The organism is Sphingobacterium faecale, from assembly GCF_016746095.1.
In the GTDB taxonomy this organism is placed as follows: Bacteria; Bacteroidota; Bacteroidia; order Sphingobacteriales; family Sphingobacteriaceae; genus Sphingobacterium; species Sphingobacterium faecale.
In genome coordinates this window covers 156,963-183,156 of the sequence record NZ_JAERTY010000004.1, presented here as the reverse complement: position 1 = coordinate 183,156, position 26,194 = coordinate 156,963, and the positions used below count along the sequence as shown (strand labels likewise).

Genomic DNA, 26,194 nt, shown 5'->3' with positions numbered 1-26,194 from the left:
AGTTTTTAGTGTGTTTTTAAAAATTGATTTTTAGGGAGGTAAATATATTCCGCCCCATTCTCGGGATATTGCCCCAGTCGGCGTAGGTGCTGTAATAGGCATTGAGGATATTCTCGGCACCGACCTGTAAGGTCATGTTGACCTTGCGTGCCGGTAAGGTGTAGTCTGCGGAGGCATTCCATATCTGGTAGGCCGCAGTCTTGTCTTCGCCATATTCGGGACTGTAGTCGCGCTGTGCGGCATCGCCCTGGAGCGAGGTCTGTATCCCCAGTCGCTTGTACATGTACTGGAGGCCGGTCTGGTAGCTGATCGGCCGTATAAAAGGCAGATTGCCGCCGCTTCCGTCCGTAGCACGGGCGTAGGTGAGGCTTCCTTTCCAATGCAGGTGGGTAAGGATATCGTAGTGGGCACTCAGGGCCAGGTTGAAGATATTGGCGTGGTCCAATGCGGTATAGCCTTTGACGCCTACCGACTGGTAGTTCATGGGGCTGCCCATGTTGAGTATCTTGCCGACGATATAATCCTGAATGTAGAAATAGTTGACCTTGGCCTGTATGCCCATGCGGCCGGTCTGGTAACCTACGCTGGCATTGGTCTCGTAGGATACTTCGTTGCCCAGATTGGGATTGCCGATATAGTCGTAGCGGTCAAAGCTGTTGTAGATATAGTAGCCGTACGCTTCGGATATGGAGGGGGCACGGTGTCCGTATCCCGCTCCAGCGCTGAGCGTAAAGGGGGCGATATCGATGTGGTAGCTGGCGTGCAGCCCGGGCAGTATCCTTGTTTTTTCCTGGGGCGCTCCGGGATGGAAGATCCAGTTGAACTCGGCGTACTTGGAATAGTTGTAGTTGACGCCGAGGGAGCCGCCAAGGACGACATGGCTTCGGTCAGACAGGTCCCAGGAGTTGGTGTTGGACAGGCTGGCAAAACGGGTGGTGACCCAGGGCCAGCTGTAGGCAAACATGGTGCGGTTGCTACGGTCTTGAGGATACATGCGCATCTCGGCAATAGATAGATTGTCGTAGGCATTGAGCTGGATCTCGGACCTGTAGGAGTCGCGTTGGAGCGCTATCTTGGACAGCAGTCCGTAGGTGGTGCTCCAGCCGGGCATGTCCATGTGCACGAGGTTCTCGGGACGTGTGGTGTCGTCCATATAATGCTCGATGGCATTGTAGTAGATTTTGGTGTCCCAGAGCTGTATGATGCCATCCTCAAACAGTTGTTTGTACGAGGCGGAGGTAATGAGTGCACGGGACAGCCACAGGTCCATCGGCAGGGCCGGGAAACCTACGTCTTTGGCCTTGTCATAGATGGCGTCGACACGCAGGGCGGAGCGCTCGCCGGTCTTGAAGGACAGCCCCACGGAGCTGTTGAACTTGTTGAACTGGGAGTGCTTTACTTCTTTATTATTACCGTCATAATAGTTTTCTGCCTGGCGAAAAGAGATACTGCCGTCTGCGGCAAACTTCTGACCGGAATAGGAGAGGGCGGCCAGGTTGAAGAACTGCTTGTTGTTGAACTCGAAGCCGGTCTGGTAGTTGCCGCCCACTTTTTTGTCGAGGCCAAATGCGGTGTTTTCGCGCTGCAGATCGATGCTGCCAGCGATGGTGGACCCGTGGAGGCTGCCCTCCTGTCCGGATTTGATGTCGACGGTCGAGAGGTTGTTGGTCTCTACATAGGAGGTGACGGGGTCCATCTTGTCGGTACAGGCACCGAATATATGCATGCCATCTATGGTGACTGCGGAGCGCTCGGAACTCATGTTGTTGAGCATAGGTTCCCAGGCGTAGGCGCCACGCTTGATGAAGCTGATACTCTGGGACGAGGCCAGAAATTCGTCGACGGAAACGGCGAGCTTCAGGTCTGTTTTTATTTTCTTCTTCGCCTTGGCTTTGACCTTGACTTCCTGCAGGACGGTGGTCGTGTCGCTTTGCAGGGTTCTGTCTTGGGCACGGAGGCCGTAGGACGCTATTAATACGGGGATAACAAGTGCTATTCTTCTCATGGTGCCTTAGAATAAGATGTCAATGTGTAATTCGCTCTTTACACCCACTACGCCTGGTGTAAAGTCATCCGGTACGACGGTGCCTCGGACGAGATCGCCTTGCTGGTTGTGCAGGATTAAATTGAGTGTCCAATTGCCGGTCATGGTGTAGTTGACGACACCATGGTATAGGTTGTCCGCGCCATGCAGCAGATCCTTGTTGTTGGGCGAGGAATGGTTGCCCATGGAAGGCTCAGGCATGCGTGGATCCAGCAGGATGGTATAGCCCTGCACCTCACTGTAGGAAAACTGGGCGGGATCCGGAAAAGGAGCTGTTGCGCCTGCTGTAGGCGTGTCGAATCGGTACAGACCGGCGACGAGTTCGTTTTCCGCTACTTTGGGCTTCTGTGGTGCGATGAGTGCGAGGATGTATTGTGCGCCGTCACGGTCGGTAAAGCTGGTCATGCCGAGGTTCTTGTTGTCCTGCTCCTGCACCGGTACCTGTTGTACGACACGATAAGGCTGATCAGCGGTATAGCCGATATGCAGGTCCCATTGGGATAGGGGATCGCTGGCTTCGGTAAAGACCATATAACCCTCGAAATAGCCCTGTCCGGCATTATAGGTCAACTGATAGCTGTGGGGACAGGAGTGCGCCTGTGCCGTGCCTCCATTACGGATAGGTAGTAAGGTGGCGGCGGATACAGGTGCTTGGCCTTGACCGCTGATCTTGACATGGACTTTGTTGTAGCCTTTGTATAAGTTGCCGCCCAAGGCATCGATGCGGATGGTGTAGGCGCCGCTTTGGAATTGGGTGACCTCTTTGAAGCCGCTCCGCTCGGGAACGATCGTGTCTATCTCGGCCTCGTAGTCCGTTTTTTCCTTGGTACATGAGGTCAGGGCACAGCATAGCACTGTTAGAAAAAGTATAATTTTTTCCATTAAAATAGTTTTAGTCATTTTTTCTTTTCGAAGGGGCTTATCTGACGCTGACAGCGGTCGACAGGGGGCATCTTCGAAAGATCAATACGTAATTCTGGAATGAGAAAGGTATACCGATACACATCGGGTATGGGCTGGTACAGCATAAGATATACTGCGCCATGTCGCTGCTTATCCTGCCGTACAAGGATAGGACCGAGCGTCGAAATGTGCCAAGGGAATACCTAAAAGGGTAGGAAATTAAGCGATAGGGGGTCTGAACACCGAGGTTCTGTAGCTAAAAGCGTACGTGGTCAAATAAGGGGAAAAGGAATTCTCTAGGGGTTCTTCCGCTGGAGAGTGGGATTGGAAGACGGTGTAATCTTTGTGTACATACAGGGAGCTGTATTCATACACGACGAGATTCTTTTTGGTCTCCTGTTTTTCTTTTTCTCTTATTTTTTTCATCAGCACACATTGTCCGTTACAATGCAGTTGAGGACGGTCTTTGTTGATACATTTGGCCAGGTATTCCGGCAGGTGTATCTGATACTCCATAGCCATGATACTGCGATAGAAAGATTGCAGTGTCAGCGTAGCCAGTAGAAGATATGTACAAAATAGTCTCAAAATATGCTTTGGATCCTGTGTATGTCAGTGTGCCCAAATTTAAGGAAAGTATTTTATAAAAAGGAATAAAAGAGGGGCTTTAATGCAATTTTGTTTTATTTAGAAGTGATTTACGTAAGTTTGGTTTTTGTTGATGTAAATGTACCCTGATGTATATCGAATCTTTGAACCCGGCGTATGCTTTGGAGCTGCTTACTGCGGATGCGCAGCTTCCTTATCCCTTGCTTTTGTTGGCCGACGAAACGCGTTATGCGATTGATAAATATGTTTTTGACAGTGATGTGTATGTGCTGAAGGAAGGGGCGCGTGCGCTGGCTGTATGCTGCCTGTACCGTATCGATGACAGTACCCTTGAGTTGAAGAATATCGCAGTGAGTGAGGAGCTGCAGGGCAAGGGGATCGGGTCGGTGCTGATCCGTGAGATCGTGGATATCGCCCGGAAGGCTGGGTACCGTACACTTATTGTCGGTACGGCAGACTGTGGTGTGGATCAGATCCGCTTTTACGAACGTGCCGGCTTTGTGATGTACGCTGTAAAGAAGGATTTCTTTATCCATAATTACGAGGCGCCCATCGTGGAGAACGGCGTACAGCTCCGGGATATGGTCATGCTGCGTATGGAGCTGTAGGCTGCTGAGCGGCTAGTTGCTCGATTTGGCCATACTGAGCAGGAATATCGTGGATATAATGCAGATACTGCCGATCCAGTCTACGGTGGTGAAGGGTACTTGCAGCCACAGTACGGCGATAATCGTAGCGGACAGGGGCTCGGCGGATGCCAGCAGGCTGGATTTTTGTGCGCCTATCAATTTGACTGCGGTAAGGTAGGCGTAAAACGGTATAAGGGTGCCGAATGCGATGATGAACGCGATATAGGAGAAGGTGTAGCTGTCCCAGATGCCTTCGATATCCCAAGGAGCTTTGAAGAAAGACAGTACGATGCCGCCCAGGAGCATGGCCCAACCTATAACTAAGGTGGCATGGTGCCTGTGGAGCAACTGAAGGGGGTATAAGGTGTAGAATGCCAGTGCGAGTGCGGAGGCTATCCCGAGGAACATCGCGGTATTGGAAACGGCAAGTGTGCTGGGGTCGCCATGGGTGACCAGCAGAAAGGTGCCCAGGACGGCAAGGAATATCGCCAGGTATTCGATGGGTGCGGGCAGGCGCTTGTACTTGAAGGCCAGGTATACGGCGATCAATATTGGGCCGAGGTACTGTAGTACCGTGGCGGTAGCGGCATTGGAATGCTTGACGGCTGCAAAATAGGTGTACTGTACGGCCAACATCCCGCAGATGCTGAATATCAACAGTTGCAGGCGATCTGTCTTCTGGCGCCATATCGACCATATATTGTCCTTTTTTAACAGGCTGAACAGGAGAAAGAGGACGCCGGCAGAGAGCATGCGTACGGCGATGAGCCACTCGACATTGATATGGCGCTGCTCGAAGAGAAACTGACCATAGGTGCCGGATACGCCCCATAGGGTAGCTGCTGTAACTGCCAGAACGATTCCTTTGAATGTATGTGATGTCCCCATCTATTTGTTGTATAATGGAGCATAGATGCTCTTTGTTGTTGTATGGCGTAAAAATAGATGATACCAATGGTGTTTTTTTCTTAAATTGAGGTGCTTTTGTGCAATTTTGTTTCATTTTAAAGGCTGTTATGGAAAAACTCGACAAACTGGATATCGCGATACTGAAAATACTGCAACAAGACAACTTTACGCCGCAGCGGGATATCGGACAGAAGATCGGTCTTTCTGCCGCTGCTGTGCAGCGACGGATAAAACGGATGAAGGCGGAAGGGGTGATCAAGCGCAATATCAGTGTGCTCAACCGGGAGAAGATCGGGCGGCCGATCACGCTGTTCGTGGAGGTGGTGATGGAGAGTGAAAAGGCGGAATATATCGATACGACCAAGGCGATATTCCGCAGTACGCCGGAAGTACAGCAGTGCTACTATGTAACAGGGGATGCCGATTTTATGCTGATTATCGTGGTGCCGACCATGCATGACTATGAATTGCTGACGCGACGGATATTTTTTGGCAATAATTATATTAAACATTTTAGGACGATGGTGGCCATGGACCTGGTCAAAGTCGGGCTGGATGTGCCCTTGGATGCTGTCACCTTGTAGGTCGCGAGCGTAATGGTATGTGTTTTGCTGTTGTAGGCTGTAAAAAGATACCTATATATGTTAGATCATAAACTCGCAGTCCTGATAGACGCTGATAATGTGCCTTACGCGAATGTCAAGGAGATGCTGGAAGAAATATCAAAAAGTGGCACCCCGACGGTCAAGCGCATCTACGGAGACTGGACCAAACCTCATCTCTCGGGATGGAAGAATGTATTGCTGGACAATGCTATCACCCCGATACAGCAGTATAGCTATACGACGGGTAAGAATTCGTCGGACAGTGCGCTGATCATTGATGCGATGGATATTCTGTATTCGGAAAAGGTGGATGGATTTTGTATTGTGTCGAGTGACAGTGACTTTACGCGCTTGGCCACCCGACTGCGGGAGGCTGGGATGTTGGTGATCGGGCTGGGGGAGCGAAAGACGCCGGCGCCTTTTATCGCGGCCTGTAACAAGTTTATCTACCTGGAGATCCTGAAGCCTGTGGAAAAGGAGGAAAGCACGAAAGCGGCTGTGAAGTCGGTGGCTAAGGAGGTGTCCAAACCGGGGCAAAAGGCGATCGATAAGGTGGATAAGAAGACGGTGACGATGATCGTAAACAGTGTCGATGATCTTGCGGATGAAACGGGATGGACGTTTTTGGGATCGCTGGGGAGCTTTATCTCTAAGAAGAAACCGGATTTTGACCCGCGTAACTATGGCTTCAATAAGCTCTATGACCTGATCAAGTATATCAATCGCTTTGAAATCGACGAGCGGGATTCGGGCGGGCACAAGCATGTCAAGCATATCTACCTGCGATTGAAGTAGCGGCCGGTGTGCTGACCGAAGTTAACAGGACAAAAAAAAGGATAGATTATGATAATCTATCCTTTTTAAGAAAGTATTGTTGTATTATATTATGCTAATTGCACGTTAATCGCATTGATACCTCTTTGAGTTCTTTCTGTATCGAAAGTAACAGCGTCTCCTTCTGAAACTTGGTTTTTAAGAGCAGATACATGTACGAATACGTCTGCGCTTCCATCTTCTGGAGTAATAAAACCAAATCCTTTAGTTTCATTGAAAAATTTAATCTTGCCTTTGTTCATTATTTTTATTTAATTCCTGCAAGGTAGGTAAAAAAAATGGAAATCAAACTATAACAAAAAAAATACCTTAGAATATTCTAAGGTATTTTTGTGTTTTTTTCGTACGCCCATCAGGATTCGAACCTGAGACCGACGGTTTAGAAAACCGTTGCTCTATCCAGCTGAGCTATGGGCGCCTCGCTTTCAACGCAACAAAAGTAGCCTTTTGCGCGAGAAATACAAAATTATTGTTCTTTTTTTTGATGGCCTTAGAATAACTGCTTGCACGACAGTTCTATAATTTTTTTAAAATCTTAATCTAGCTTAAGAATAGATCGATTTGCGGTATTTATCTTTGTATTGTCAAGAACAAAAAGAGGTAGAAAGACGTTATTAAAGTAATTAAAATATAAAAAAGTAGCATTATGGCAACATGGAATTTAGACAAAGCGCACAGTGAGATAGAATTTAAAGTGCGTCATATGATGATTTCTTCGGTAAAGGGACAATTCAAAAACTTTGAAGTCGCTATCGAGAGTGAGTCTGACGATATTTCAAAAGGAGTGGTCAGGGTAAAGATCGATGCGGCATCGATCGATACGAAGAATGAACAACGGGATCAGCACTTGAAGGGGGAGGATTTTTTTGATGCGGAGAAGTATGCAGAAATCACTTTTGTTTCCACTTCAGTAGTGGGCGATGTACAGGATGATTTCAAAATTCACGGCGATCTGACGATAAAGGGAATTACCAAACCTATTGTACTAAAAGCAGAGTTCGGTGGTATGGCAAAGGATCCTTGGGGAAATGACAAAGTGGGGTATACTGTAAAAGGAGCGATCAACCGTTCGGATTTTGGCCTTACTTGGAATGCTGCACTGGAGACAGGCGGGGTGATGGTGTCTGAAGAAGTTAAATTTGAAGGGGAATTGCAATTCGTAAAAAGTTAATAATCAGCGTTTATTTAATTAAAACAACGCTTTTTTGAAATAAATTTTGGAAATCAAGGTGGAATTTCTACTTTTGTGGCGGAGAGCTGGCAGAGTGGTCGAATGCGGCGGTCTTGAAAACCGTTAACTGTAACAGGTTCGGGGGTTCGAATCCCTCGCTCTCCGCGTCCTAACAAGGAAAATGTATCAAAACCCTACAAATTCAAAGATTTGTAGGGTTTTCTGTTTATAGACCAATCCCGTTTTTTTCAATACTTCTCGTTTTCAGCGAGACCCTAGCGAGACCCTAAAATTTAGTCATCTAGGGTCTCGCTAAAATGAACTTCAAGAATCAGCATCAAATAGTCAACACAAGACCAAAAGCTGAACATCTTGACCAGTTCACAACTAAGGAATAAATTGAGTATTGAAATAAAACACCACAACCATGAGCAGTCAAGTCACCGTCTACATCTATGCCCGCGCAGCAAAAGCCAATGCAGCAGGTCAGCATCCCATTTATGTACGCATCACCATACAGGGACAGCGCACCGAATTCTCTACTAAGAAATTCATCCACCCTACTAAGTGGGACCAAAAAACGATGAAAATGAAAGGCAACACCGAAGAAGCCCGTTCAATAAATAACTATCTCGACAGCATCAAAAACAAGCTCACCCAAACCCAAGTTGTGCTCGAGTACCAGTCCACCCAGATAACACTGGACAACTTCATGAACGCCTATCAAGGAAAGAGCAGCCAAAGAGAACGCACACTCATCCCAATTTTTCAGGATCACAACAAAAAACTAAAAGCCCTAATAGGCACAGACTATTCCGAAGGTACTTATGAGCGCTACGAAACATCATTAAAGCATACACAAGCCTATATCAAACACCAGTACGGAACCGATGATATCGCGCTGAACAAGATCGATCACGCCTTTGTCACCGGATACGACTTCTACTTACGTACCGAAAAGGACTGCAGCAACAATACCACTGTCAAGTACATCAAAAATTTCAAGAAAATCATTCGCATCTGTATGGCCAATGGATGGATCACCCAAGACCCAACACTCAACTACAAAGTCAAGCTTCAGGAAGTCGAGCGGAATATCCTCACACAAGAAGAACTCAAGACCATTACAGCAAAAAGCATTAGCATCGCCAGACTCGACAATGTCCGCGACATATTTCTATTTTCCTGCTTCACCGGACTAGCCTATATCGACGTCAAACAACTCACACCCGACAACCTGATCAAAGGCATCGACGGACAACTATGGATAGATACCAAACGGCAAAAAACCAATACACCATCACGGATTCCTTTACTCAGTACAGCCCTGGACATCATCCAAAAATATCAAGATCATCCAAAATGCAATAATGAAAACATCTTGCTGCCGGTAGCCAGTAATCAGAAGATGAACGCCTACCTCAAAGAGATAGCAACTATTTGCGGTATCAAAAAGGAGCTTACTTTTCACTGTGCACGGCACACATTCGCTACCACGGTCACGTTATCCAATGGCGTACCTATAGAATCCGTATCCAAGATGCTCGGGCACAAAAGCATCCGGACCACACAGCATTACGCCAAAATCACAGATAGTAAAGTCGCAAACGACATGGACAGCCTAAAAGCAATAATAGAACTGCAAAAAAATAATGCAGCGAAGAAAAGCAGTTGACAGTAGATAAGTTACAAGAAAAGTAAAGTTTCAGCCGAATTAAATTTTTAAAATAGAAGCTTACTAATCAACGCAAACAATAATGAACCAAACATTTATCAAAATCAATGAAGACATCACCACCTATGTCAAACAACTAGAAGAACAATATCAGCACGACAGTTCTCAGATTATCGAGATGGCCATACGTTTTGTATCGGCCAAACTCGAAAAAGTTAAAGAGCAATTTGAGTCCGTACCAGATATCAGCGAACAGGACGAAATATTCTATTTCAAAAACATCAAATGCCATCTCTTAGCACTCATTCAGTACTACTATATCGTACAAAACATTGAGACCAAAAAACCTGCTATCCCTATCCGAAAAATCAAGAAATATTACCTCAAACAACTCTGGAAAACAAAACAGAAAATAAGTAGTAATCGATTCTATTACAACTATTACAAAAGCAATTGCAACAAACTTGACAAACAGTTCTTCACACGATTGGATCACGATTTCTTTTTACCTTACAATGATATCATAGTCGATGTAGACAAGCGCTACACCACACCTATGGTCTATACTTTTTCCAATGTTGAAGCATTAGAGATGACCAGGCATTACCTCAAGAAAAAAGTCAAAAAAACAGACACTCCCCAGCCTTTTATACCGCAAAAGCAAGCCAAGATAAAATGGACAGCCTCCAAAGCCGACCTCATCGAATCCATATACGCCCTACATTCCACAGGAGTCTTCAACAATGGCAAAGCCGATCTAAAAGAAATAGCCGAATACTTTCAAGAGATATTTGACGTAGACCTCGGACAGTACAACCGCGTATTTTACGATATACGCTCCCGCAAAAACAGCAAGACCAAATTCCTAGATCAAGCTAAGGAAGCCTTAATAAAGAGAATTAAAGACACTGATAACGAACTGTTTCCATAAATAATTTTCACAACTTGTTAACAACTTGTGAAAAAAGAATTTAGATAATGGCCAACTTTACCAATCACCATAAATCAAAAAATTATGTCACTACAAATCTTAACCAAAGAAGACCTTCTCAATTTCAAAATCGAGCTACTCGCTGAACTCAAAACATTGATGAAAGGCCACGAGTCGAACCAAAAGAAATGGCTGCGCTCTAAAGAAGTCGAAGAATTGTTAAAAATATCTTCCGGAACATTACAGAACTACCGGATCAACGGCACCATCAAATGGTCCAAGATCGGGAGTACCTATTACTACTGCTTAGACTCTATAAACGATTCATTCAATGACAACTCAACCAATCCAGTATCATAAACAGTGAAGTATGAATTACATTAAACAGCTAACGCATTTTTTCAACAAGTCGACGTCAGACCCCAATCTGACGCCCACACACATGAGCCTGTTTATGGCCCTCTTCCAGACATGGAACCAGTCCCGATTTCCCAAATGCATACAGATCATCCGCGACGATATGATGCGTCTCAGCAAGATCAATTCCAAAGCAACATACCACAAAGCCATGGCCTATCTCCATACCCAGCGCTACATCAATTACAAGCCATCGTACAACCCACTAAAAGGAAGTCAGATCTCCTTTTTTCCAACCGAAGAACTCGTCAGCAGTACAGCGCATGAACCCGTTCAAAATTTGACCACAAGACCATTAAACGAGCCATATAATAAACTATATAGTACTAATATTATCACAGATAATATCAGTACAACCGCGCGAGAGAAAAAAGAAAACAGAAATCAAAAATTAGTCAGGTCAGAATCCTTAGCAGCTGAAGAAGCAAAAGAAAAAAGTTGCGCAAAAAAAGAAACCTCCAAGGCGGCGCTGTCTAAAGCAAAAACCGTCGAAAATGGAGGTTCCATGAGACCGATAAAGAACAAATTATTCTCGAATGAAAAGAAAATCCCACCTGCCGCCAACCTGGTCGAAGAATTCTTCCTGTCACAAAAATCCACACTCCAGGAAGCAAACCGTTTCATCAATCACTACACAGCCAATGGCTGGCTGGTCGGTGGCAAAAGTCCCATGATCGACTGGGAAGCATCAGCAAAAAATTGGATCGCAAACTCAACCAAATTCAACAACCATGCAAAATCTAATAAATCAACTCGAGCACAGCAGCTCCATACCACCGCCAGCAAAAACTATTTCGAACCGCTTTGACTACAACCGCGTGCTTCAGTTTCTTGATCAAAAAGGAAAAGAACTTTATGGCCACCATTTTCAAGTGCAGCAAGAAGACATCCCCACGATCCTGAAACTAGCAGGCTACTTTCTTCAGGACAGCGAACTCTGCAACGATCAAAACATCGACCTCCGCAAAGGCATTATGCTCACTGGACCGATCGGATGCGGCAAGACCACACTCATGACGCTCTGCAGACTACTGTGCAATCAGGAAGACCGATTTATTGTCAAAAGCGCACGCGATATCACCTTCGAGTTCATACAAGACGGCTACGAAACCATACACCGCTACAGTCGGGGTAAGATCTACGCCAGCGAGTACCGCAACTATTGTTTTGACGATCTCGGTACCGAGCAAAACATGAAGCATTTTGGCAACGAGTGCAACGTACTCGCCGAGATTCTACTCTCCAGATACGACCTCTTTATCGCCGGAAAGCTGAAGACACACATCACCACCAATCTGTCCGCTACAGAACTCGAGGAAGCCTACGGGAATAGACTCCGTTCAAGACTCCGCGAAATGGTCAATCTAATTGGCTTTGATATGAGTGTGCAAGATAAGAGGAAATAGAACAATAAGCGTGTTGTCTAGTCATCATCACGCTTATTGCTCAACAATTTATTTCGCTGATTAATCTAGTTTGCAAAACCGGTTTCTTCATGAAAATTATTTATCAGTTCATTTGCAGCATCTGTACAAAGATGGCAATTATGTGATATGGTCTGTAGATCACCCCAATTTATATCTAAACTTGTATTAAGTTTAATGTCAAACGGAGTCTCTATTAGTAATTTCCAAATACGGCGATTGTCAATTGTCTCATTTGGAAATATCTCAGCAGGAAACTTCCAAATTCCCGCGCAAATATTAAATACATTTTTCAAAGAAAGCCTTTGTGGTTTATAGTCATAAAAGAACTCTAGTAATCCAGTAAAAACCTGTTCCAATGCCAGTCCATAGACTACAGTTTTTGAAGCGTAATTATCTACCGCACCAAAAGTATTAGCACCATTAAGATAGCTATCAACCCGTTCCATCCGTTCATACCATGCGAGCTTTAGTTTATTAAGCTTTTTGCTTGGTATCAAGTTAACATCTTCATCCTTGAATGGCCATGCAATATGATTCCCTGTTTGAAAAACTAGATTTCCTTGCTTCAAGACTTTTCTAAAAAAACGATGTCCTCTTTTTAGATGAATATTAATTTCTTTTATGCTATGTCCTAGTAATTGCACTGAGTAGTGAGGATTTCCATTAAGAGTACTTTGAAGTGCAAATGATTCCTCACTAATATTTGACTCCGATACCAATAACAGTGTGTATTCAAAAAAAGAATGATTCTGCTTTTCTTCTTCAAAGCCCACCCGGCATGTCTGTCTACTTCTGGAAGAAACGAGATAAGCTTGTTTAATATCCAAAGAACTCGTGATTTTTACGAGTATTTCTGTTAAAAAAGGATGATTGGGGTAATCCTTGGGTTCTAATTCGGCTACTTCAGAAGAAAGAGTTGATTCTAAATTTTCAGAGAAACTATCTCTATCCAAAATATTTAAATACTTACAAAAAAGCTGATCAGTCAAGCTAATGAGGCTATTCATTTTGCCTTCAAGTCGACTAATGTCTATTTCTAGAACTTGAAACTCATCTTCATAACGCACGGCACAATAAACCTCATTTAAGAGTATAAGTAATCGATTGTCCTCTTCATTACCTTCGCAAAATAAACTATTTAATGAGGTCGTCACCTTCCTTAAAATTCTATGATGGACTCTAATATTGTGACTTGGTTTTTCTTTCCCTAAAAACAAAATTTCCATACATCGATAACGTAGTTCAAAAACTTGATGCATCATAAATGCTGCTAATGCAAAACTCTTTTTTTCTTTGTAAAAATAGAAACCCTCTTTAAATTCATTAATCTTTAAACTCTCTCTATCAAAGATTCGTTGTAATGCTCGTTTATCTTGCTTTGGTGAAAAATTTTGCGGATGTAGTTGATAAGAACAACTAGGGTTTTTATACAGAAGCCTGCTAGGGTGACAAGCATCAAAGAAGAAAATATCACCTTGAGATAATTTCTCTTTGACCGTTGTTGAAATAAAAGTTACATGATTAAAATTTACATAATCAACCATATCAACCTCAATTTGGGAGTTAACTTTTTGCAAATTTGCTGTCTCTTTATTAGAAAGAAGTATAATGATTTCAAAACGCACTACACCTTCATCTTGAAAGTCATCTCTCTCTCGGATAAATAGATGGTCAATTCTGTATTTAGAGATTAGTCTTAAAACAAGTTGATCTATTTTGCTCTGGTCCTTATTGAAATTTAGTGTATCCATGCCTACAGTTAACAATTAATAGGTCTATAATCTAGAAGACTGGCTACCTCAATTAGACGTAAAAGAAAATCTTGAATGTCTTTGTGTTCATCCTCATTGTGCCAATTATTATCTAATGCTGCTAGTCGCCATTTCTCGATATCATTCCTGCGATTAGATAAATCTCTTTCTTCAAATTCTTCTGCTAAAAATTTGAGCGGATTTTTCAAAGCATGATCAGGCAGGTATTTTATCTGCCTGATATTTTTTTTGGGTATTTTCCATTTTTTAGAATTTACATCGCCAAGCTCTTTTATAAATTCCCATGAAATTTCCATAACAAACTGTAGCTCTTCCATGTAATATAATACATTCGCGGGGTTCCCGTTATTCTTCCAAAAACAATGGGAACAAGATGTACTCTTCAAAAACTCAATAATAGAAAAGAATTGTGTTTTATTGAAAGCTTCAAAGATATTGTCGATACCATCGTAATAATTGAATTGAGTAACATTGCAGTTTAATCCAAACTTTGTAACAGCCTCTAGTTTGGTGTCATCTGTGTCCGATATCGTTTTGCTATATTCAGATTTATAAATATCAAATAGGGATTTAATTAACTGATTAATTCTTTTAAAGCTCGAAAGAACTGACTCTGTAAATAAATCTTCAAAATCGAATATTGTTGGTGCTAACCCCTGATACAGAGTGTTGAATAAATCAAAGCATAATTCAAAATGATTCTGCTCATTATATATATTGTTAATAGTTTTGCAGGCCTCGATCAATTCCTCTGTTGCCGCGTTACTCGTACATTCTAACCTAGGATTATAACCTTCTTTAATAGCCTTGGCTTTTATTATATACGATGGTCTTATTTTAGATACTAACCATCCAGCATCTAGCAGACGTGCCAACTTCAAAAATTTCTCATACAAAACTTTTGGAGATTCATGAGTCATCCAATAGTCTGGTCTGAAAGCTAGAGTCCATAGATCCCAGCAATCATCAATAATCGATTCTGCACTTGGCGAATCTTGATATGCATCCCTTAATACAAGAAATGGGTTCATGATTTCGTGTGTTTTCAAAAAGCAAGGGGTGTAATTGGAAAATTCTGCTCTAAACATAGTCTTATAATTTTAGTTTACCCAAAGAACCTAACAATCATTCATGTACCGAACCAAAACAACTTGTAACGCACCAATTCCATTAGTAAAAAACTAAAGCATCTTGTAAAATACCAAGACACAAGATTGTCGATAAACAAATGACAGATTATTATTAACTTTGAAGTATGAGTAAGGAAAACAAGATCGGACCAAAAATCAGCCGTCTACGTGAGTTGCGCGGCATGAAGCAAGAAGCATTAGCTACTGCATTAGGTGTAAGTCAGCAGACGGTATCCAATATGGAACGTAGCGTAGAGATCGAAGAAGACTTGTTGGACCAGGTAGCCCAAATACTCGGTGTTACTCCAGATGCAATACGTAATTTTGACGAAGAAGCAGTGTTTAATATAATCAACAATTTCAACGACAACAGTTCCAATAACGGAGCAATATATGCCAAAGAGTGTACATTCAATCCAATTGACAAAGTTGTAGAGCTCTACGAGCGCCTTCTCGAAGCTGAAAAATCAAAAGTAGAATTATTAGAGAAGCTCTTGAAATAGTAGCACCTTATTAATTGGCTTAATAAATTCTAAAACTACGTATGATTTATTTTAGGTTAAGGTGAATAGGCTCAAAATAGGATCACGAACAGCTTAAGATGATTCAAAAAACATCAGCAAACAGTATTTAAGCGGGCATTTAAAGCATGTGATAATGGGCTCACATTGGGCTCAATCTGATTTAAATTGCTTACTAGATTTGGATTAATATATTCCAAAAGGATTCATAGAGAATTTAAAATGTGTATCAATCTTCAGAATATTCCCATGTTGAAAATTCCAGATCTCTACCACTTGTAGGATCAGCATCAAAATAACTCAATGATTTTCCCATTGAATTAAACAATTTAAATATCCTGTTTTTAGCCGACTCTGGTGTTCTACTACCAAAATATATACCAGACAAACATTCTAAAGGAAAATGTCTAATTCTTGCTTCTGGCTCTTTAGGATTATCGAAATTTATTTCTATTGCTCTCCATTCCTTTTCATAAGCCCAAGGTTTAGTTTTTATGGAAAAAACAGACTGCAATTGATGTGCAAATCTATGTGTCCATGGTTTTGATAATCCAATTAAATCACAATCACTCTCGTTTTCAAAGACAGGCGAAAAATTATAAAAATTAATAAATGGCTGTTTGTCAACGTATCTCACTTTTTGAAGACCATCCCAATGAATATACTCTTCAGTATCCCATTTAGAAATCCTTTGTTTGTAATTCTCATCATTTAATTTGCGTCTACCTCTTTCTAAATATGGAAACAGTCCATCATTATCTAATGAAAACTCCATACATATACCAGAATGCTTGCTGGCATAATGCGCCCACATTAGAAAGTCATCATTGGTTTCAGAAAAACAGGTAACGGAGCTGTTAGCTAAAAATTTATCCGTAATTCTATTTAATTCACCTATAAAGCTACTTAAATCAAAATCAAAACCTATATTTTCATCGTTTACTGTATTTGAAACAACATGACAAACATCGGTTAACCATAAATGATCATTGTGTTCTTTAATAACCCTAAATTTACGAACTAAGCTTTCTCTAAAGCTCTGCTTTTTATTTTCATTGTTCATAAATGCCAATAGTTTAGAATTACGTTCTTTTACTTTATCTGAATATTTCTCAGGCCAACTAATAGTAGATTTGTACAAAAAATAAATCAAATATTCGACTTCAGACTCGTCTTCAAAAGAGAATTCAATTTTCGCTGACAAATCAAAAGGATCATTTAGTTCTTTATACGATGCAAAGTAAAGCTCTTGATAGTAAAGCTCCTTAAAAAGAAACTCTGAAAGTGGTCGATAACGATAAAGTTTTTTCAAGTTATTATTATAATTTAGGGTTCAAATGGTTGCTTAATTATTTTTGATCGTAAAAATTCACCAAGCTGGTTAACTGCTTAAATAGTTTTTGGTGTTCTTCATCGGTAGTCAAATCTACACCCTCATAAGCTTTTAGAAAAAGGGAAAAGTTCTCATGTAAATGAATAGAAATATTCCGAAATATTATTTGCGATAGTTTTTTACGCTTAATTCGATCCTTTACACTTACTAAAATTGAATTATAGATATCAAATTCTCCTATATAATAGGAGAAAATCTCATCAACTCCTTTACTTTTAAAATATTCTACTGGAGAATGGCCAAGGTGCTCGGGTTTTGCTTTATTATGAATTAGATTATAATAAAGTGGTCTATTATCACCTTCCAAAAATTGATCTTTCAATTTAAGCGTATGCTCCAGCTGCTTATACACCAAATCAATCGCTCTGTTAAAATCTGTATCCTGTTGTTGATCTTCATTCTGCCTTTTCTGCTCTCTGTAATTTACATACAGAAAAATAATAGTGATGATATTTAGAATACCACCTATATAAGCAACAGTAGCACTAATACCGTTATAACCATCTTTATCTGGAATAAATTCTGCCCAATAATTATAAATTTTCACACCAATAAAAGGCAGTGAAAATACAAATAAAATCAGGATTCCTAATAAATAAGGCTCAAGTTTTCTCCAAATTAAGCGTATCATATCCATTATTTATCTCAAAACAATCCTTTCCATTCCGGCATCATAGCGATACTTAACAATCTCCCCAGAAACAAACAAATCCACAGCCTCCTCAATCACATCAAGCGGAGCCACAAACCATTCCCTAGGTCGCGTTCTCATGCCATTCTTATCCGCTACCTCCAAATCCAAACATACCTCTGCAAAAAAAGTATGCATCAACTGTTCAAACTTATAAGCATCAAGATTATAACAAGTCACCTTCGAAATCAAATGTACATCCGCCATCAGATACGTAGCCTCATCCTTTGCATTCTTAATACGGTCCTCCACACTATGTCTGGCCACACCAATCTTATACAGATTCTTAACTCCTCGAATCACCGGATCAGCAGACTTAGACTGCAGCACATAAATAAAACCAGACTCCTGATCACTCTCACTCACTACATGAGCATTCTTCAGCAAAACCTCCGTATTCAACCTGTTAGAATGCGAAATAGCCAAACCCTCATCATAAAGCATCTTCTCTACCGAACGCAGGTACATATTAGATTCCGTACCATTCTCAAAAACACAACGCGTACGCCCGTCAAACCTAACCCGAGTGCCATCCTCCTTATAATGATCAGCCCGAGTCACCTCAATACTTTCCAACAAGAAAATAACACCCTTATGTATATAAAATGTACCCGCTTGAAGAGTACCCGCTTTAAAGTCTACATACTTACGTTCGCCAGTTCCCAGTTCCGCGTGCACCGCCTTAAACAAAGGTTCATATCGATCAAAATCCTTGCAACGCTTCCGTCGGGCAACAAAATCTGGTCGCTCCCTTTCTTTATCCACTTGGGGCAGATTCGAAGTGTCAAAGATCTGCAGCTGCTCCTCATCAACACCCCCCAGCAGATTAAACGGATCAGCATTCAGCAAGTCATCAAAAGATGTAACCTCCATCGATGCAAAATCAAACTCTTCCACACCAACATCCATTATATCTTCCGCAACAAACTCCGTGTCCAATACCTCTTGCACCGGCAGCAAACCAAAAGAATCAAAAGCACTCAGAACCGACACTTTAGACGGATCCACAATAAGACCATCCAAACGGGCAGCCAACATACGCTCTCTAAAACCATTGCTGCGTTCCGGAGATCTTCCATGTTCTTCGACAAAGTCATTAACCTCTTGAAAGGACTGAACCAAACGTTCTTCTTCAGTAATCCGCCGAGCCGTAGTTTTTACCTCTAATAAGTTAAACTCATCATCAGCAAAAATATCATCAAAACTTAAATAAACCTTTTTATCCATTTTGACTCACCGATTTCCGTTTCTTATCTCGTATATACAACAACACCTCCGCATAACGCTGCTCTTTCATATCTGCCGAATGCACGTCGGGCTCTCGACCTTGCTCTTTCACAAAAGCTAATATTGAAGGCCAGGTTAACAAAGCTTCTTCCTCCGTAATCTTAATCTTCGATGCTAGCAATACATCCTGTATAGCTTTCAATACAGGAACAGTAACCGATTTAGACATAATTTCAAAAGCACGCTGAAACGGATTAATAGTATCGATCAAGTCAATCGAAATATCCTCAATATTAATAAACTGATTCGCTAAGGTGATAAACTTCTGGTCACCCACCTCCGAGATAGTTCCTGTTTTTACCGCCGAATCCGTAACCACATATTGACGCACAGCCTCCAGTTCATCATCCGCTAGATCCGGGTAACGCATCTTAATTACTTTTGGTATCAATACTTTATTAATCACCTCAGGATCAATAGTACTTGACAAAGCCTTCGTAACATCCTTATCCTGTAATATCGCTGCCTTCAAATCATTAATATCCTCCTCAACGATATCCTTTACCCGCTTAGAAACAATACCTTTAAATCCCTTTATTTTGATAGTACCAGGTTCCTCCAATTCATTCTCATCCCGCTTCGGTTTAAAATTAAAATTCGGAGCCAACACCTGTTCCATCAAGAGTGAAGCCGTAATAGCCTTTAACATATTATTCACAGCGATCACCACATTATCATCTTGCGCATCTGGTTTAGCCAATAGATTGGTAAACTGGGCATGGCTCTTGTTCGCACTGTCACGAGTAGCCCGACCAATAATCTGCACAATCTCAGTCAGCGAACCTCTATAGCCAACCGTCAACGCATGCTCACAGTAGGGCCAGTCAAATCCTTCCTTTGCCATTCCCAAAGCTATGATCAGATCCATATCATCTTCCGAGCGGATATCGCGCAAATAACCCACGATCTTCTCACGTTGCTTCGCATCATCATTCACCAGGTCTGCTACTTTTAATAGCTTCCCATCATCGCGTCTACGTACCGTGATAATTCCCGTTTCAGGATCTACAGCTTCTACATCACCAATCATATCCAGTATACGATCCACCTCTTCATACTTGTCCTTCGTAGACTCTCCCGAGTTCACATTCGGTATATGTAGAATGGTCTTTTTATTCGTATCCAACACCTCATTTATAGCTGTATGATATTTACCTTGATAGAAATGATAGCCAATTCCCAATGACTTGAGGTGCTTATAACCATTCAGCTGTTGGTAATAATTATAGGTCACCTTGGCAAACTTCGCCTCATCTTCAGGAGCTAATACCGGTATAGAATCCCCTCTAAAGTAAGATCCCGTCATGGCCACAAGATGCACAGAAGAATTATTGATAAGATTGCGTAATACGGACCCCAAGATATTGCTTCCATCTGCAGATACATGATGAAACTCATCGATGGCTAGCAAGCAGTCATTAAAGTCAGAATCTTCCAATGCTTCATAAGCAAATCGCAATGTGGCATGGGTACAGATCAAAATCTGCTCATCACCACGCATGAAATTTACAAAAGCATCTACTTTCGATTTGCTTCCATCTAAGCCAGGAGTACATAAATTATAGATCTCATTCGGTTCCCAATTCGCAAAAAATCCATGACGCATCAAATCCGTAGGAGCAAACGAACTACCAATAGAACGTTCCGGTACCGCGACGATGACTTTCTTCACACCTTGGTTCACCAACTTATCCAGCGCGATAAACATCAGTGCGCGCGATTTTCCAGACGCTGGCGGAGCCTTAATCAACAACAATTGATTATTACGTGCCTGAAATGCCTTTTGTTGCATTTCCCGCATACCCATAGTATCGGATACCGTAGATGATCCTGTTTGTCCGTATGTTACCTGAATAATATTTTCCATTCTTTATAATTGGTTTTTTATTCACAGAGGGACATCAATGTCCCTCTGTGAATCAAGCAGAGCTAAAGCAATGCCTTAAATATCTTTAATTTCAACGATTCCGAATAATCACTTTCATAAACTATCGAATCGATTATTTCGTGCAATAAATCCCGGTCAACTTTATTATCTGCCACATGAACAGCTATATTTTCCATTTGTACCATAAACTTACCAACTTTATAATCCAATCCATTGATCTCCAAAAAATAAGCTGTTAGTGCGATACTAGCTCGCTTATTACCATCCTGAAAACAATGATTTTTATTAATAGAGTAAAACAAATGACAAGCTTTATCAATAAAGCTTTCATAGTAAAAATCATTCTGCAAATGCTCCAAAGTACTGGCTAGTAATCCTTCATTAATTATACCATGAAGGCCACCCGATTTATCAATAATATCATCGTGTACACGAATGGCATGTGCTACATCAAAATATTGCGTTCCCATCCGCTAACGATCTTTTAAACGTTTGAAAATGGCAATATTTTCATCAATCTGTTCCTGAAGGCTTTTACTCTGTTCACCCAAAAACGTTTGATAATCATTAGGTGAAATACTATCGATATAGCTTTCTAATTTTTTATGAACGACATCACGAAAACCATAATCACGCGAAGCCATCTTTACTCGGGCATCCTCCAATTGTGGTTCCCAATGGCGGCGGTTTACAAACCGATGGATCAAGGCATCTAGTTCAGTCGGCTCCAATTGTCGCCCCAGTCTATCATATTCCTCCTTCATCTCATCCGCTATACCAATCTCAAATGAGGCGATAAGCTTCAAAACCTCTGCATACATCGTCTCTCGAGCATTGTCTTTTTCATCAAGCTGCAGCAACTCTTTATACTCGCTTGCCTTTTCCTTGAAAATAGACTGATAGATTGTATCCGTATAAAGCTTGTACTTCACATTACCCATATTCAGATAACGGCTTAATGCACTCGTGAACTCCTTACGGTATTTCGGCTCCTTGACAATGGCCAGCAAATACTCATCATCCCGTTGGTTAATGTATTTAACAGATCCACCCAATTTCTGATTCACAAGATCCAACACCACATCCAGGATAGCGCTTCGAATGGATCGAGCTCGCTCACTATCCACAAGGATCATAGCTAAATTCAGAAAAGCACGAAAATTAAACAATGACAGCTTATTCACCTTGCTTAACTTTTGTTTATCAGTTAGTTCCTTTCTGATAGGGACATCGATGTCCCTATCAGAAGACAATTCGACTTCACTGTAGATCAGGTGGCCAAACAATTCTTTGAATTCCTTCAACTTCGCTCCGCGCAATACACAATAACCATTATGTTCCAATTCTTGCAAATGGTTCTCTACATAACGTTTAATCGTCCGATCAGAAACATCAAAGAACTCTGCTAACTGTGCGGTTGTAAATCGATACTGCCCATCGTAAAGCATGCCCGTGATACCCAAAAACTCCTGAATACTGTCCAGCGCCTCCGGATTGTTCAATATATTCTGCCTATCAACAGGCGATGTAGTCAAGTCTGCTGCCATATCCTATTTCTTTTTTTCTGCCGCAATCATTTTCTCATACAATTTAAACAAATGCTCCAACCTTTCCTCATCAGAATCGAAAGGCTTCGCGCGATAGCAAGACTCTACAGCAAGGTCATTCAGCCGATGCGCCTCACGCAAATCATCTGGCATCTTATCTGGATCATACAGCTGCGCTAATGTCTTCTCTGGATACCGCTCTCTGGTCTCCAAAATCTGATACGCACATTCCTCCAACTCCTTTTCTTTCTCTTTACTGATTTTTGGGAATGGGAAGGTGTTGTAGCTTAATGCAGAAGAATATCGATAATCATTTTTTAAGCGCCCTGCAGTAGTTTTCATCCAAACCATATGCATTTTGGAAGTCAAAACACCTATTAAGTATATTTTCGGATTGTAAATTGCTTGTGCAGAATCTAATATTACAGTATTGGGATCCATAATATCAATCGGAATATATTCTCGTCTTTCCGATGAAACTCTTGGTATTACAATGCTACTTTCTGGGTTAAATCGATTCTCGGTAGCCTTATGTGGCATGTTAGAGGCAATATTTGTACTAGATTTTTTGCTTTTCTTTCTAAAGTCTTCGACATTTTGAATTCTATCTCCAAAAAAAACTACTGTTTTATAATTTTCGACATTACAGTCATCGAACCAAAGACACCACCTATTAACTTTATTTATAAGTTCGTAAGAACCAACAACTTTCTTAATAACCTCCTGTGCAAAAGGGTATTTATCAAGTACAAGCTGCTTATCTAAATCGGACAATAATAGATTACCGTTATCAGAAAAACCTGTACCTCTAATTATTTGCTGTAGATTAGAAATAGGGGTGTTTCTACGTTCGACATAAATAGTACTCCCGTCAACTAAATAGGGGTTAATGTTTACAGCTAAAAAGCGTTTATCATCCTTAAATAAGTATTTTGCTTTATTTGACTTATTGCGTAACCCAACAATTATACAAATAACTGCGGCTTTACCCTTCGCGTTATTCCCCCATTTAAAAGATTGATGAGCAAAATCTATCTCCAAATCACTTTTTAATATTTTAGACCATAATGCAAAAGTCTGCTCACCCTGGCATATTGAATTTGTGCTTACAAGTGCTAGTTTCACATTCACACCAGAAATATACTGTGTACCTTTATAAAACCAACAACTAATATAATCTAGAACTTTGAAGCTTTTTGTTTTACCAAATACTAACTCCATATCGTCTTTCTGAGATTTATCTTGAAGACTATACCCCAAATAAGGTGGATTCCCCAAAATATAAATTTCATCACCTTCCTCTTTAGGACACACCTCCTCCCAATCAACACGACATGCATTCGCATGAATAATCTTCCCTGAATCTTTTAGAGGGAGGGCAGGCCTCGAGTGGCCAAACTCTTTTCGGAAAGCCTGATTCATCTGATGCTCTGCCAACCACAAGGACAATCGAGCGATCTCATGGGCAAAATCATCAATCTCAATCCCGAAGAAATTGTTTAAACTGATCAACGAATTAAAAGACACAAAATCCAAAGTACCAGACCCTTTATTACCCTTCAAAGCAGTAAGGTCATTCAATATTTGAATCTCCAATTCGCGAAGCTTCTTATAGGCAATAATCAAAAAGTTACCAGAACCACAGGCAGGGTCAAATATCTTTATGTTAGCTATGCGCTGTATCAAAGCATTCAATTGCTTCACATTTCCCTTAGCCTTTTGATACTCTTCCTCCAGCTCATCCAAAAACAAAGGATTGATAACCTTCATAATATTAGGCACCGAAGTATAATGCATTCCCAATCCACCGCGTTTATCCGTCGTCACCACGGCCTGGATCATCGATCCAAAGATATCCGGGTTAATAGCCGACCAGTCCAACTGTCCACACTCTAAGATCAGATTGCGTGATTTTACAGTAAGTACGGGTATAGGGTACACCTCACGAAAAAGACCTCCATTCACATAAGGGAACTTATGTAAGTATTGCTTCTCATTATTACGACTGCCATCATCAGTATTCAAGATTAAGAAAAGATCCTGTAGATACTCTTGTGTATCACTCGCATCCGCTTTGGTATTGCTCGTAATAGCCGCAGTAAACAGCTTATCCTCAAAAATTCCCGTATCCTCCGCAAAGTAGCAGAATAACAACCGCGACAAAAACACATTCAGTTGATGAACTTCCTCCTCCGCAGAAAACTGGTTGTCTAGGTTAATCTGATCATAAAGCTTAGCCATCTTCTCAGCAGCCTTTACATCAGCAGGATTTTCACACAGATACTGCGCTTTTTCAATACCCGCAAAAGGCAAGAAAAAGTCAAAGTGCTTATCCAGATCAGCAACCGCACAATCCAAAGTATCTTCAGTCTGCAAATCCACAGCCAGCAAACCCACCAAATCCGTCACCATCACAAAACGAGGTTGCGACTTTTTCAAGCCGACATCAGAGCGCAGCTCCTGGATCAACTCCAAAAGATTAGTCCCAACAGCCACCTGCCTATAAAGAAGCTTCTTTTTCCAAACAAGCTCACCATCAACCTCACCAAGATTTATCTTTCCCGACTGAAGACGCGCAATAGTAGCCTTTGGCGTACCAAACGCCAACAAAAAATCATATATAAAAGTATCGGAATCAATAGAAGCAAGCAGCTTCTTCATATTATCCTCAATTTGAGCAATGGTCATATGTTAGAATATATATTTCTCTACAAAAACTCCCAATAAAAATATTATTATCCCTCTAACAAGATTTAAAATCCAATTATTTGCAATAATCTCCTTTATTCCAGAAATGGATAGTCCATAAATTATTCTGTAGCTCACCTTAACCTTCAAGCAATTACTATCAGTTTTCTCTAGAATGCTTTCAATAATACTAATTTTGTTAAGGGTAGATTTATGTAGAGCAAGGTAGTTCTTATTTTCAAAAGCTTCCGCCTCCTTTTTACCACTCAAAGCATCTCTGCAAGAAATCCCATTTCTTGCACACAAACTAAGCAATTTCCCGTTATCTCCATGGTCTTCATAATCGTAAGTATATAGTTTAGACAATATTCGTGGGAGATCAAATCTATTTTCTATATCAATTTCTAAGGGTTCACCACCAAGTATTCTGAAACGATTTGAAATTGCTTCAAAACCAAAATTAGTATCATGCATATTCCAGTGAATCCATTTAAATTTAAGCCTTTCTCTAGCAAATTTGTAAAACTCATCAAGCATGTCAAATTCTAATTTATCGTAATCTTCATCAGATAAATTATTAAAATCTAATGTATTAATTTGAGCCTGTATATGAATCGAAAATGATATAGTCTGCCCTGTTTGTAAATTTCGGATTGAAATAGAGGTGATGCGTGGGCTTCTCCCATGCAAATTCACGAAAGACTCACAAGAGTAATGTATAATTAAAGTCTTTGCCTTATTCTCTAAAGACTTTTCTAAGTCTTTTAATCCTTCATTACGTTGTTTTAATCTCTTAGATTGTATAAAACTCATAGGTATACTAAATACTATTCAAAACCAACTGTAAAGACTCTTTTTTATACGACTCATTATCAACAATTCTAAGTACCTTGTCCGCCAACCACAAAGTCAACAACTCCCGATCAGAAACCTCAAAAATCGAAGCAATTTTTACCAGATCCTCTTTCCTAAACGGACGATCACCACGCTCCATCTTACTCAACAAGGCCGTATCGATATCCAACTGAGCAGCAAGCTGCCGAAGCAGTACATTATTCACTTCCCTCAGTTCTCGGATTTTCTCTCCAATCATAAATTTTTACTTTGAAATTTGACTTGACAA

General features: G+C 41.2%; 26 protein-coding genes and 2 tRNA genes. 11 read left to right on the top strand and 17 right to left on the bottom strand.

Going from position 1 to position 26,194, the window contains the following annotated elements:
* Positions 1-16: 16 nt before the first annotated feature.
* The 3 genes from JKG61_RS08780 to JKG61_RS08770 all read right to left on the bottom strand — a co-directional run bounded on the left by JKG61_RS08780 (position 17) and on the right by JKG61_RS08770 (position 3,535).
* Complete coding sequence (locus tag JKG61_RS08780) at positions 17-2,005, bottom strand: porin family protein (RefSeq protein ID WP_202102597.1); 1,989 nt, start codon at positions 2,003-2,005, stop codon at positions 17-19.
* A gap of 6 nt (positions 2,006-2,011) precedes the next feature.
* On the bottom strand, positions 2,012-2,926 hold the full coding sequence (locus tag JKG61_RS08775; RefSeq protein ID WP_202102596.1) for a hypothetical protein: 915 nt from the start codon (positions 2,924-2,926) through the stop codon (positions 2,012-2,014).
* 240 nt (positions 2,927-3,166) lie between these two features.
* Positions 3,167-3,535 carry a hypothetical protein gene (locus tag JKG61_RS08770; protein ID WP_144062690.1) on the bottom strand — a complete coding sequence of 123 codons (369 nt, stop codon included), beginning with the start codon at positions 3,533-3,535 and terminating at the stop codon, positions 3,167-3,169.
* A 149-nt stretch (positions 3,536-3,684) separates the two neighbouring features.
* On the opposite strand from JKG61_RS08770, the gene JKG61_RS08765 reads away from it, so the two are divergent.
* Positions 3,685-4,164, top strand: coding sequence for a GNAT family N-acetyltransferase (locus JKG61_RS08765; RefSeq protein WP_202102595.1), 480 nt, complete (start codon positions 3,685-3,687; stop codon positions 4,162-4,164).
* Positions 4,165-4,176: 12 nt separating this feature from the next.
* Here the strand turns inward: JKG61_RS08765 and JKG61_RS08760 are convergent, their stop codons facing one another.
* Positions 4,177-5,073, bottom strand: coding sequence for a DMT family transporter (locus JKG61_RS08760; RefSeq protein WP_202102594.1), 897 nt, complete (start codon positions 5,071-5,073; stop codon positions 4,177-4,179).
* Positions 5,074-5,201: 128 nt separating this feature from the next.
* Here JKG61_RS08760 and JKG61_RS08755 point away from each other — a divergent pair, with 128 nt between their 5' ends.
* Positions 5,202-5,678 (top strand): Lrp/AsnC family transcriptional regulator, encoded by a 477-nt coding sequence (locus JKG61_RS08755; RefSeq protein ID WP_021069824.1) that lies wholly within the window; start codon positions 5,202-5,204, stop codon positions 5,676-5,678.
* Between the two features lie 57 nt (positions 5,679-5,735).
* Positions 5,736-6,494: an NYN domain-containing protein gene (locus JKG61_RS08750; protein ID WP_021069823.1), complete on the top strand. Its 759-nt coding sequence runs from the start codon at positions 5,736-5,738 to the stop codon at positions 6,492-6,494.
* 89 nt (positions 6,495-6,583) lie between these two features.
* Here the strand turns inward: JKG61_RS08750 and JKG61_RS08745 are convergent, their stop codons facing one another.
* The gene (locus tag JKG61_RS08745; RefSeq protein WP_202102593.1) at positions 6,584-6,775 is read right to left on the bottom strand and encodes a cold-shock protein; all 192 of its coding nucleotides are present in this window, start codon (positions 6,773-6,775) and stop codon (positions 6,584-6,586) included.
* A 102-nt stretch (positions 6,776-6,877) separates the two neighbouring features.
* Positions 6,878-6,951, bottom strand: a tRNA-Arg gene (locus JKG61_RS08740).
* A gap of 228 nt (positions 6,952-7,179) precedes the next feature.
* Between JKG61_RS08740 and JKG61_RS08735 the strand changes: the two genes are divergently transcribed.
* The 7 genes from JKG61_RS08735 (at position 7,180) to JKG61_RS22880 (ending at position 12,133) form a co-directional block, all read left to right on the top strand.
* A complete protein-coding gene (locus tag JKG61_RS08735; RefSeq protein ID WP_202102592.1) occupies positions 7,180-7,704 on the top strand; it encodes a YceI family protein in 525 nt (174 codons plus the stop codon).
* A gap of 80 nt (positions 7,705-7,784) precedes the next feature.
* Positions 7,785-7,869: transfer RNA gene (locus JKG61_RS08730), tRNA-Ser, on the top strand.
* Between the two features lie 262 nt (positions 7,870-8,131).
* Positions 8,132-9,379, top strand: a complete 1,248-nt coding sequence (locus JKG61_RS08725) for a site-specific integrase (protein WP_202102591.1) — start codon at positions 8,132-8,134, stop codon at positions 9,377-9,379.
* Between the two features lie 82 nt (positions 9,380-9,461).
* Positions 9,462-10,310 (top strand): RteC domain-containing protein, encoded by an 849-nt coding sequence (locus JKG61_RS08720; RefSeq protein WP_202102590.1) that lies wholly within the window; start codon positions 9,462-9,464, stop codon positions 10,308-10,310.
* A gap of 84 nt (positions 10,311-10,394) precedes the next feature.
* Positions 10,395-10,670 carry a helix-turn-helix domain-containing protein gene (locus JKG61_RS08715; protein ID WP_202102589.1) on the top strand — a complete coding sequence of 92 codons (276 nt, stop codon included), beginning with the start codon at positions 10,395-10,397 and terminating at the stop codon, positions 10,668-10,670.
* A gap of 10 nt (positions 10,671-10,680) precedes the next feature.
* Positions 10,681-11,535, top strand: coding sequence for a transcriptional regulator (locus JKG61_RS08710; RefSeq protein WP_202102588.1), 855 nt, complete (start codon positions 10,681-10,683; stop codon positions 11,533-11,535).
* Between the two features lie 205 nt (positions 11,536-11,740).
* Positions 11,741-12,133 (top strand): P-loop NTPase family protein, encoded by a 393-nt coding sequence (locus JKG61_RS22880; RefSeq protein WP_237249418.1) that lies wholly within the window; start codon positions 11,741-11,743, stop codon positions 12,131-12,133.
* A 65-nt stretch (positions 12,134-12,198) separates the two neighbouring features.
* Here the strand turns inward: JKG61_RS22880 and JKG61_RS08700 are convergent, their stop codons facing one another.
* Both JKG61_RS08700 and JKG61_RS08695 read right to left on the bottom strand, forming a co-directional pair.
* Positions 12,199-13,905, bottom strand: coding sequence for a HEPN domain-containing protein (locus JKG61_RS08700; RefSeq protein ID WP_202102586.1), 1,707 nt, complete (start codon positions 13,903-13,905; stop codon positions 12,199-12,201).
* Between the two features lie 8 nt (positions 13,906-13,913).
* Positions 13,914-15,014, bottom strand: coding sequence for a hypothetical protein (locus tag JKG61_RS08695; protein ID WP_202102585.1), 1,101 nt, complete (start codon positions 15,012-15,014; stop codon positions 13,914-13,916).
* Positions 15,015-15,181: 167 nt separating this feature from the next.
* Here JKG61_RS08695 and JKG61_RS08690 point away from each other — a divergent pair, with 167 nt between their 5' ends.
* Positions 15,182-15,559: a helix-turn-helix domain-containing protein gene (locus JKG61_RS08690; RefSeq protein ID WP_202102584.1), complete on the top strand. Its 378-nt coding sequence runs from the start codon at positions 15,182-15,184 to the stop codon at positions 15,557-15,559.
* A gap of 247 nt (positions 15,560-15,806) precedes the next feature.
* Here the strand turns inward: JKG61_RS08690 and JKG61_RS08685 are convergent, their stop codons facing one another.
* The 9 genes from JKG61_RS08685 to JKG61_RS08645 all read right to left on the bottom strand — a co-directional run bounded on the left by JKG61_RS08685 (position 15,807) and on the right by JKG61_RS08645 (position 26,164).
* On the bottom strand, positions 15,807-16,889 hold the full coding sequence (locus JKG61_RS08685; RefSeq protein WP_202102583.1) for a DUF2971 domain-containing protein: 1,083 nt from the start codon (positions 16,887-16,889) through the stop codon (positions 15,807-15,809).
* Positions 16,890-16,926: 37 nt separating this feature from the next.
* Positions 16,927-17,601: a hypothetical protein gene (locus tag JKG61_RS08680; RefSeq protein WP_202102582.1), complete on the bottom strand. Its 675-nt coding sequence runs from the start codon at positions 17,599-17,601 to the stop codon at positions 16,927-16,929.
* 9 nt (positions 17,602-17,610) lie between these two features.
* On the bottom strand, positions 17,611-18,888 hold the full coding sequence (locus JKG61_RS08675; RefSeq protein WP_202102581.1) for a GIY-YIG nuclease family protein: 1,278 nt from the start codon (positions 18,886-18,888) through the stop codon (positions 17,611-17,613).
* Positions 18,881-20,815 (bottom strand): DEAD/DEAH box helicase, encoded by a 1,935-nt coding sequence (locus JKG61_RS08670; RefSeq protein ID WP_202102580.1) that lies wholly within the window; start codon positions 20,813-20,815, stop codon positions 18,881-18,883. The genes JKG61_RS08675 and JKG61_RS08670 overlap by 8 nt, the downstream gene beginning before the upstream one ends.
* A 62-nt stretch (positions 20,816-20,877) precedes the next feature.
* Positions 20,878-21,306 carry a type II toxin-antitoxin system death-on-curing family toxin gene (locus tag JKG61_RS08665; protein ID WP_202102579.1) on the bottom strand — a complete coding sequence of 143 codons (429 nt, stop codon included), beginning with the start codon at positions 21,304-21,306 and terminating at the stop codon, positions 20,878-20,880.
* A 3-nt stretch (positions 21,307-21,309) separates the two neighbouring features.
* Positions 21,310-22,383 carry a hypothetical protein gene (locus JKG61_RS08660; RefSeq protein WP_202102578.1) on the bottom strand — a complete coding sequence of 358 codons (1,074 nt, stop codon included), beginning with the start codon at positions 22,381-22,383 and terminating at the stop codon, positions 21,310-21,312.
* 3 nt (positions 22,384-22,386) lie between these two features.
* Complete coding sequence (locus tag JKG61_RS08655) at positions 22,387-25,071, bottom strand: DNA methyltransferase (RefSeq protein WP_317192401.1); 2,685 nt, start codon at positions 25,069-25,071, stop codon at positions 22,387-22,389.
* A gap of 3 nt (positions 25,072-25,074) precedes the next feature.
* On the bottom strand, positions 25,075-25,884 hold the full coding sequence (locus tag JKG61_RS08650) for a hypothetical protein (RefSeq protein WP_202102576.1): 810 nt from the start codon (positions 25,882-25,884) through the stop codon (positions 25,075-25,077).
* 7 nt (positions 25,885-25,891) lie between these two features.
* Complete coding sequence (locus JKG61_RS08645; protein ID WP_202102575.1) at positions 25,892-26,164, bottom strand: helix-turn-helix domain-containing protein; 273 nt, start codon at positions 26,162-26,164, stop codon at positions 25,892-25,894.
* Positions 26,165-26,194 lie beyond the last annotated feature (30 nt).